General features: G+C 67.1%; 4 protein-coding genes. 2 read left to right on the forward strand and 2 right to left on the reverse strand.

Features of this window, described 5'->3' with window-relative positions:
- Positions 1-129: 129 nt before the first annotated feature.
- Together ACI79P_RS21485 and ACI79P_RS21490 are read right to left on the reverse strand one after the other, a co-directional pair.
- Entirely contained in the window at positions 130-459 is a 330-nt protein-coding gene (locus ACI79P_RS21485) for a hypothetical protein (RefSeq protein ID WP_456583093.1), read from the reverse strand.
- A gap of 113 nt (positions 460-572) precedes the next feature.
- The gene (locus ACI79P_RS21490; RefSeq protein WP_456583094.1) at positions 573-941 is read right to left on the reverse strand and encodes a hypothetical protein; all 369 of its coding nucleotides are present in this window, start codon (positions 939-941) and stop codon (positions 573-575) included.
- 583 nt (positions 942-1,524) lie between these two features.
- Between ACI79P_RS21490 and ACI79P_RS21495 the strand changes: the two genes are divergently transcribed.
- Both ACI79P_RS21495 and ACI79P_RS21500 read left to right on the forward strand, forming a co-directional pair.
- Positions 1,525-5,505 carry a P-loop NTPase gene (locus ACI79P_RS21495; protein WP_456583095.1) on the forward strand — a complete coding sequence of 1,327 codons (3,981 nt, stop codon included), beginning with the start codon at positions 1,525-1,527 and terminating at the stop codon, positions 5,503-5,505.
- 1,327 nt (positions 5,506-6,832) lie between these two features.
- Entirely contained in the window at positions 6,833-9,217 is a 2,385-nt protein-coding gene (locus tag ACI79P_RS21500) for a cutinase family protein (protein ID WP_456583096.1), read from the forward strand.
- Positions 9,218-9,976 lie beyond the last annotated feature (759 nt).

Raw genomic sequence — 9,976 nt, forward strand, 5'->3', positions numbered from 1 at the left:
GGGCGGCGGGGCGGGGGCCGGGGCTGGAGATGGTGTAAGTTGGTGTTTGGGGGGTGGGGCTGCGGGGGGGGGGGGCGGTAGAGGGGGGGGCCCGGGCGGGGGGGGGGGGGCCCACGGTGGCGATGGCGGTCAGGAGGCCGGGCGGAACTCCGCCTCGGGTTCCTGGCGCTGCCGGCAGATCCAGCAGGTGTCCGGTGCCGGCTGGTTGGGGGAGTGCAGGCGGGCGGCGTCTGCGGTCACCCAGTCGGCGTAGGACTTCTCCCAGACGGCGGGGAACTCCCGGCGCAGCCGTTCTTCGACCTGGTCGACGGCCTGCCACAGCGGGTCGGCGATCAGATCATGCGCCAGGTGTTCGGCGGCTGCGGTTGCCAGCTGTTCCCGTCGGGTCAGCAGCTTGCGCAGCTGGTAGTCACGCAGCCGTTCCGGCGCCGGGACGCTCGGACTCGGTTCGTTGGTCATCGGTTGCTCCGGTGGGTTGGCGCGCTTCGGCACCGGCGGTGCCGGGTGACGCGGACGGTGCGATGCCGTCCGCGTCACCCCTGAGCGCGCCCAGTTGGAACCCAAGCCCGGGGTCAGTCCCGTGCCGAGGCCTCCTCCAGCCAGCTGAGCACCAGCTTCGCGTCGTGCGCGAGGGCGGAGAGGCGCGCCTCCAGTCGGCCCAGCTCCCGGGCGCAGTCAAGCCGGCGCTCCATGCCGGCGCAGTCCGGGCAGGCCCCGGTGCTCTGCTCCAGACGCGTGAGCAGCACCTCGGCGGTGGTGCGCAGCGCGGCGATCTGTGCCGGGCCGGGCCCCCAGTGCAGCGGCAGCGGCAGCTGCCCGGCGGGCAGTCCGAGCAGAGCGGCCGCGCGGGCGAGCACGCCGCGGTCGGACAGGGCTGCGATGCGATCCGATGACCACGGCTGGTGGACGTCGATGGTGGACGGGACGGGACGCACGGACATGGCCGGCACCTCCGAGGGACTGGCGACCCGTGGGCCGCGGCGGACGATCCGCGCCGCCACTGGTGCCGGTGTCGGTGCTGGCTTCATTCGCCTCGGCGACGACCTCACCGGCGCGGCCAGCTGACCGTCGACGGGCGATTGACAGGCAACGGATGCCCGGGACGGTGCGTGTCGCGGCCTGCGGTGAGCCTCACGGCGAACTACTCGACCGCCTGAACCTCGTGCTCCGCAGGAGCGCTACAACTCCACAGATGACGAACGGCCGCGCACCAGGGGCCGAGGATGGCAAGCCGGCACGACAGGAGGTGAACCGACACCGCCGCGCCGCCTCGACCTGCTCTGGTGACCGCGCCGTACCTCGAGGTCGCACACGGGCCCGGGCTGGCAGTACGGCAGGACAGGAGGTGAACCCGAGGACGCCACGCCAGCTCGCCCTTCCGTCGGTGAGGTCACCTACGGTGACGACACATGCGCGGCCGTCCGCGACGATCGAACCGAGACCACGGGGAGGAAGCAGGTGCCGGATCCCGAACCCCGGACGCCCGCGTCAGGTGAAGGACCTGCGGGGCCCCCAGGCACCCCATTGCCGGGTAAGAACCCCGAGCTCCTGCCGACGCCGTCGCTGTCGTGGGAGGAGTTCGAGGACTTCACCGAGCGCCTGCTCAGCGCGCACCGCTTCTGCCCTGAGCCGCTGCGTCACGTCGTCCGGGTGGAGCGCTGGGGCCGCCGAGGCGACAAGCAGGACGGCATCGACTTCGAGGGCGACTTCAGCGACGGTGCGTCGGCGAGCTGGCAGTGCAAGCGCCAGGACACGTTGACGCCCGGCGACGTCCGGGCGGCGGTGAATGCCTGCACCTTCGAGGCAGACGTGCACCACCTGGTGTTCTCAGGGGAGGCGTCCCGCGATGCCCGCGACGAGATGGCGAAGTACTCGAACTGGGAACTGCTCGACCAGCGTGGTCTAGGGCGGCTTCTGCACGATCTCCCTCTGCACAAGCAGAGGGACGTTCTTGATGCCACCTGGGGCGTGGCGGTGCGCAGGATGCTGCTCGAGGTGCCGGGCGAGGACGCCTTCCTCTCCCTCGACACGTTCGCCGCCGACCGCCGAGACCCCAACACGGTCCTCAACGACCTGGGTCCCCGTGTAGGCCGGGAAGCCGAACTCGAGGCCCTGGGCGCAGCGCTCAACCGCAGCGGCGACTGGCCGGCCGTCGTGATGGTGACCGGCCCAGGCGGCCGCGGAAAGACCCGGCTCCTCGTCGAAGGGCTCGCACAGTTCCAGGACGAGAACCGCCAGATCGCAGTGGTGTGCCTGTCACCCGGCCGCGCCGTCGACGCCGCGGCGCTTGGCGAGCTGCCGCAGACGCCGGCTGTCATCGTCGTAGACGACGCGCACCAAGACCCCTCCGCAATCGCACCGTTGCTCCAGTACGCCCGGAATGTCGACGGCACCCAGTTGGTCCTGTCCTCACGTCCGTCCGGCACCCGCGCCCTACGGGTGCAGATCGCCAATGCCCGGTACCGGCTGAATCAGATCGCGACCGTCGAGGTGGGCGAGCTCGGCAAGCCGCAGGCCCGCGCCCTGGTCGACTCCGTCACCGAAGGCTTCCGTCTGCAACCGGCCGCACGTGAGTACTTCGCCGGACAGGCGGTGCACTCACCCCACGTCGCGGTCATCGCCGCGGACCTCATCCGCCGGGGAGAGCTCACAGCGCCGGTCGTAGTCGATCCGGGACTCCGTGAAGAGGTCCTAGCGCGCTACGAGGAGTTGGCGGCTCGCGAGATCGACGGCGTTCCCGGTGACACCGTTCGACGGCTCCTCGCGGTCTACGCGGGCCTCGGGCCGGTCGACGACGCGGACCTGCGTGGGACCATCGCCGAGTTCTGCGATCTGACGCTGGTAGAGCTGCTCCGCCTGCGTCAAGGCCTGCATGACCGAGGCGTGCTGGTCACCCGCGGTGGGCTCACGCGAGTGGTGCCGGACGTCCTGGCCGACGACATCCTCGAGCGGGAGGCCGCGGTTGGCACCGACGCCACCGGCTTCGCCGAAGACCTCTGGAACGCATTCTCGGCCACCCACGCCGAACGGTTGGTCATCGCGTTGGCGGAGCTGGACTGGCGGCTCACCCAGCGAGGGGGACCGTCAGTCTTCGGCTCGGTATGGGCGTACTTCCAAGAAGGCTTGAACGCCGCGAACTTCGAGGATCTTGAGTACGCGCTCAAGCGGCTCAGTGGGCTCACCTCTACGCAGCCGCTGGCCCTCGTCGAGTTCCTCGACGGAACTCGAGCGCGGCTCGACCACATGGAAGCGACCGTCGCCCTACCTCCCTGGCCGCCCGATTCCAGCTGGCCCGTGCCAGACGGCGAAGAGCCCCTGTGGTGGAGAAGGCCAACCAACGCCGATGACGTTCGGCGACTCATGCCCGAGCTGTACGGCCAGTGCGCGGCCAGCGCGCCAGAGTTGCTCGAGACCGTGCTCGACGCGCTCTGGGCGCTGCGACGCCGCGACACGCGGCCGACCAACCAACACCCCGGGCACGCGGAGCGCGTGATCGTCGACCGCTTGGCCAACCTCGGCGACCTCCCCGATCTGTCCTTCCCAGAACGGATCGTCGACCGGGTGAAGCGTTGGCTTGCCGAACCCGCCACCGGCGGTGCCGCGAGGTCACCGCTGTTCGCCCTCCGGCCGCTTCTCGCGAAGGAGGCGGAGAACCACATCACGGAGACCCGGCGCCAGTTGATCCTGCGGTCCTTCCCGGTTTCCCCAGACTGGTCACGCACCGTCCGCGACGCGATCCGGGCGACGTTGCGCGACCTCGCCTGTGGCACCGACGTCGGATGCGCCGCTGCCGCCATCGACCTGCTCGGCGACGCGCTCCGGCCACCGCCAGGGCTGTACGGAAGAACGGCCAGCCGGGACGAAGTGCTCGCCTGGGATGGCGATGATCTGGCGACGCTGGCCGTGCTCCAGCACGTCGCCGACGCGACCACGAGTGGAGTCGTTCGTCGCCTGATCCGGAAGGAGATCGCGTGGACGGCGGAGCGGGCGTTGTCGCTACCACTCCGGCACGCGGCGCTGACGCTCGTGACCGCACTCGACGAGCACGACGATGATCTGATCGAGCTGCTGTTGCACCAGTCGAGCGCGGGCGAGCCCACTCGCCGCGGTGTCCCCGTCCCCACGCTGCAGGAACTTCAAGAAGCAGAAGCGGCGAGCGCCGAGCGCGACGCTGCGATGTCGAACGAGGAGCGCGAGTGCGCCCACTCTGCCCGGATTCGAGGGCTTGTGGACCGCAAACAGTCATTCCGGCAGGAGCTCGCTGAACGAGTGGTGAGCGACCTTGCTGGCCCGGAGGACCCAGGGCAGATTGTCGCGACCCTCGACGAGACGGGCCGTCAGATCCGCGCAGCCCTCCCAGATCACCGCCTGACGTTCTGGTCGATCTGGCGCCAGCTCGGGCTCACCCGACCGAACGTCGTGCCGGGGACCGTGCTGGCGATCGCCTCCGGTGCGCCCGGGCCGCTGGACGAAGGCCTGGACCAGCTGCTGAACGCGTGGGCCGACCACGACGAGGCCGGCCTGATCGACTTTCTGACGCACCTGGCGGAGCAGCGTAAGGAGGTCCGTCTGGCGGTCGCGACCGCGTTCGTCAACTACGGCTGGACCGACAGGGGCGAACGTCTCATCGACGTGTACAGCCGCGGCACGCTCGACACCGAGCCGGAGGTGCGGGACCGGTTCCTGATGGGCGCCCACCGGCTGCTTGCGACTGCCCCCGCGGAGACGGCGGCGTCGCTGCTGGCTCAAGACATCTCGCCCTTCGCCGCGACGCGCGCCCTCGAGCAGGCGTGCGGCTACGACGGCGCCTCCTGGGGGCGGCAGCTAGGTGAACACGACGCACAAGCAGTCCTCGACCTTGTAGCCCACGCTGGATGGCAGGACTACACGCTCCAGCAGCTCGTCAGTGCCATCGCCAGGGCCCATCCGCTGCTGGTTCTCGACCGTCTGTTGACTGCGCACCGCGCCGGCCAGCTGCCTTCGGAGGTGGACGGACTCGCCGCGGCCCTTGATGACCAAGCCGAAGCGCTCGTCCAGTGGCTTCTCGACCAGGCACACGAAGGTGCGCCCCCCGAGTCATCGGCCGTCGTTGGTCTGGTCATGGAGCGGGTGACCGACTCGCAGGCGCAACGTCTCGTCGCCGCCTCGGCGGCGGTTGACCGCGCCGGGCTGCTCGGACTGAGCGCTCTCCTTCGGGACGTCTCCACCTGGCCGCTGCGGCAGCCGTGGCTGGCACGGCACCTGATCTCGAAGGCGAGAGAGAAGGATTCGGACGCCGCGGCGTCGGTGCGCGCGGACATCGCGGCCGCGATGCACCTCGGGACGTACGGCTCCGTGAACGGCGTCTCCGAGGAGCTCAACAGCGGCGTTGCGCTAGCAACCGCGTGTGCCGAGGCTGAGACGGACGTCGAGTTGCGTGAGGACTTCGAGAACGCCCGTGCCCGCTTCGAGCAGAACGCAGCCTGGCTCCTCCGCCGGAACGCCGAGGACGACGAGGAGGAGTAGCGGTCTCACCTCTCGTCGCCTCGCCCCGGTACCGAGTGGTGTGAATGAATCGGGATCTTGATGTGATGGCCGTTCGGGGAAGATCAACTACGACGCGTTGACCTGCGGAGACGCATTTCGGGGAAAACCCCACCAGGACCGTCTTACTCGAACCCACGTCCAAGGACGCGGAAGCGAGCAAGCCGGCCCACCCCTGTGGAACAGCCCCGGCACCGTTGGTGCCGGGGCTGTTCGTCTTTCTGGGCACCGACCGGCGCTGCCGCACGCTCATGGACGTCGTCCAGGAGCGTGCGGCGGCCTGCAGCTCACCGAAGGGCTCCTGGTAGCGCACCTCGGTGACATCGTCCTCGTCGAGGTACAGCCGCTCGAAGAAGGTCTGCGTCAGCAGCCGACGAGTGGTGTCGGCAGCGGCCTGGAAGAGCTGCTGCGGCTTGTCGAGCAGACGCAGCGCGGCCGTCAAGGCATCAGCGCCTTCGGCCAGGTCCTGTTCGACGCTGTCGAGCTGCTGTCGAGTGACACCGGATCACCTCCACCAAACCGACACCTAAGCCGTCTTACTCCAACCTCCACGAAGCGCTGGCAGGGCAGCTTGCGTCACCCCCGGCGGGACTGCTGGCCTCCCGGCTGTGGCCGGCGCTTGGTCTCGGTGGGCCCTGACCGTGCTTCAAACCCTTGCGCCACCATGTGCATCCGTGTCACTGTCCGCGCGCACCCCGACGTGATGTGAGAAGTGGATCTAGTCTAATGCGCGATGCGTCACGGCTAATTGCGGCAGTAGCCGCTTCCTATTGTGTTAATCTGTGACATAGGGTATGCATAATCACGAACCCAGCAATGTAGAGTCTCCACGTCGCCGGACGAAGTCCACGGTCCTGATCGTCATTGCTGCTATCCTTCTTCTCGGCCTGCTTTTGATTCTCTTTGTGCGCCCTAGTGGCAATGCTGCACTACGAGTTGCCAATCAGTTTCAGGTGCCTGAGGCATGGTCGCTCCGGCAGGAGTCGATCGAACCGCCACGCCTGATCTGTTTGGGAGGCAACCCCTGTCCCAACGTGCAGCGGCAATGGGGTCCGGCTGACGTCCTATCAACGTCGGACTTGAACCGCCTCTTCGAGGAAGCGGGGTGGGATATGGAGTTCGAGGAGCCCTGCGAGCCTCGACAAAACGGCGCCGCCACTTTCACATCTTGCACGGCCAATGGAGTAGTGGAGGACCTTACGGTTCGTGTGACTTACCGCAGTGACAGTGCGGCACCCGAGGCATCGACACTGAGTCTCGACGTCCGCTAGCAGACAGTCCCTGGTTCCTACCACCTGAAGGAAAGCTCGTGAAACTGCTGCTTCGAGCGTTCTTAGCGCTCCTTATGGGATGCGCCGGTCTCGTGGTTGTCGCTCCCAGTGCTAGTGCGGCGGCCGTCGATGACACTTGTGGCATCGTTGAGGCCGTCTGGGTTCGCGGTTCCGGCCAGGCGCTGGGGGCGACGGAAAACAACCGATTCAGGTCTCAACTGGAATCGCGGGTTGTTAGCGCGACGACAACACTGCACTACTTCGAACTCGGGTCCGATCCCGCGGGATATGGCGGGCACGTATACGAGGCCATCACCGTAGGCGAATGGTATAAGAACGGCAACGCGATCGGGGCTCGGCTCTCGGGCGGCCTTGGTAACGACTACGGCCGCAGCATCAATTCTGGTGTGGGCGAGTTGTACAACTACCTTTTGCAGCGCTTGGACAAGTGTCAATCCGCCCGCTTTGTTCTCGGCGGGTATTCGCAAGGAGCGCAAGTTGTTGGTCAGACCCTCGAGAAGATGGCCAGTGAGAACCCGGGGAGCACGGATCGAATCGACTTCTCGGCGCTCTTCGGTGACCCGAAGCTGTACCTGCCTGAAGGCGAGGGAATCTGGCCGGCCGCCTGCCGTGGTGAAGGCTACTCAACCTGGCGACGCATCGTGCCGGACTGTGACACTGACAACGGATCGCTGGGAGCCCGTAAGCCCTACTTGCCGACGGCAGTCAGTAGCAAGGTTGGGCTGTGGTGCGCCGATGACGACTTCGTTTGCGGATCAGACAAGCGTTTTTCGGTAACGGCGGGCCACTTCACATACGCCGCTACCGGAGGGGCTATCGATGACGCGGTGTTGGAGATAGCTCGCCGTCTCCGGAGCACCGTGCCTGCGCCATCGAGTGGCGGCATAAATGTCGAGATCGGACTGATTGGCGCGGGGACCACTGGCCTTGATGTGGCCTTCGTGATTGACACGACCGGCTCGATGGGTCCCTACATCGAGCAGGCTAAGGCCTTCGCCCGTTCAGCCGCAGCGTCGATTCAGGAGCAACGCGGTCGCGTGGCTCTGATCGCCTACAGGGACATCGGTGACGCTTACACCGCAACTATCTTTTCAGGTCTGAGCGGAGACCTCAGTGATTTCCAGGTGAAGCTGGATGGGCTGTCCCCGAGCGGTGGCGGCGATCTGCCGGAAGCGTTGCTGCACGCACTGATGACGACGCTGAACGGGCTCGACTGGCGGCCCGGTGCCACTAAGGCCGCCATCGTCCTGACGGACGCCGGCTTCCACAACCCGGACCGCGTCGATGGCAGCACCGTGGAGCAAGTTGCCGCGCGGGCGCTGGAGATTGACCCGGTCAACGTTTACCCCATCGTTCCCGAGTTCCTGGCAGGGGAGTATGCGGAGCTTGCCGAGCTGACGACCGGACAGGTCATTGTGAACAGCGGCGATACCGTTGGGTCGCTGACGACGGCACTCACCAGACTGCGCAACCGACCGGTGGTGCTGCTCCCACAGGCCGACTACTACGGCCAACCGGGTGAGCAGTTCACGTTCGACGCTTCTCGGTCGTACGTAGTCGGCTCCTCGATCACCGGCTACGAGTGGGACTTTGAGGGTGATGGCGTCTTCGACCAGACGACCACCACGCCAGTAGCAACACACCGCTACGCAGCAGCCTTCGACGGGTCAATGCAGGTCCGTGTCACTGCCGCAGACGGCGGCATCGCCAACGCTTCGGCGTTCGTGCACGTCGGCACAGCCCCACCGCGACTGCCGACGCCAGCGGCACCAATCAACGTGACGGTCCAAGAGATCGCCGCGTCGGGCGATAACAGCACCGTCCGCCTGTCGTGGACGCCTGCCGATGGCCTGAGCAACCGCTGGGCCGTCAGCGTCGGCGGTGTCCCTGTCGGGCTCAGTGGCGGTGCTGGCACAACGTCTGTGGAGATCACCGATGTAAACCGGCTGGCTGACGTGACCTTTGGCGTGGCAGGCGTGACAGCGGACGACGTCGTCGGCGCAGAGGCGACGGTCGTCCTGCCGAAGCGAAGCACGACGCCACCCGTAGCGACACCAACGATCGACATCGCCCCCGGGTCGGCCGATAACCCGATCAATCTGCGCAGCCGCGGCGTGACGCCGGTGGCGGTGTTGTCAACGGCGAGCTTTGACGCGACGCGCCTCGATGTCCGTTCCCTCTGCTTTGGTGACGCGGAAGCACCAGCGGAGCGGGACTGCACCGAGAGCCATGGTCGAGTGCACGCCGAAGACGCCAACCGCGATGGGCGACTTGATGCGGTTCTCCACTTCGACACACCGCAACTCGGGGTGGACGCGGGGGACACGCGGGCCTGTGCGAGTGGCCGACTTCCGAGCGGGGCGGCGTTCGAGTCCTGTGACGCCATCCGTGTCCAGCGGTAGGCAGAGCTAAGACCAAGGGGCTGTCGGACGGTGTGTCCGACAGCCCCTTGGCTTACCTTTCGAGCCAAACGAGCAGAAGTCATGGTTGTTTGATCGAGCGGACCCCGACTTACGCTTTTTGGTCGCGTGCTCTGAGTCGAACCCCTGCTCCACGAAGTGCTCGCTGACCGGTGCTTGCCCCAAATCCGAGCGCGTGGGCTATCTCAAGCGTTGACCTGCCCGCCCTGTACATCTCCTCCGCTTGGGCCACCTCGGCAGGACTAGGTCCTCGTCGGCGTGCGGCCACACCATGCTGCTTCAGCAGCTTGTTGACCGAGCTGTGGGCCAGGCCGAAGCGCTCGCCGACCTCACGAGTCGTCGCGCCGGCTCCGTAGGCGTCGACGATGGCTGCGACAGTCTCGTCGGTGAGCCGCTGGCTTAGCTTGCTCGGCGAGTGGGCAGATCGCGGCGTGACTGACGGCTCCGCGGCCGGTCGCTTTGCCATATGCCACGTCAGCCGGCTAACCCGCTGGACAGCTCCGTAGTTGTTCGAGTGACGTCGGAGTACCTCCACCCCGAGGTCTTCGCAGATTGTGCGGAGATCCTTCGCAGAATGACGAACCGCCCCGGACCTCCAGGTCCGGGGCGGTTCGAGTGGCGTCCACCAAGGTGGTGTGCGGCGGCCCCGGTGAGCAGCGGGCCCTGCACGTGAAGGCGGCCACCGCGTGATCTTCTGGAAAACCTCTCACAGCACTCCAGGAGAACAACGCGATGACCGCT

The organism is Blastococcus sp. SYSU DS0510, from assembly GCF_054050835.1.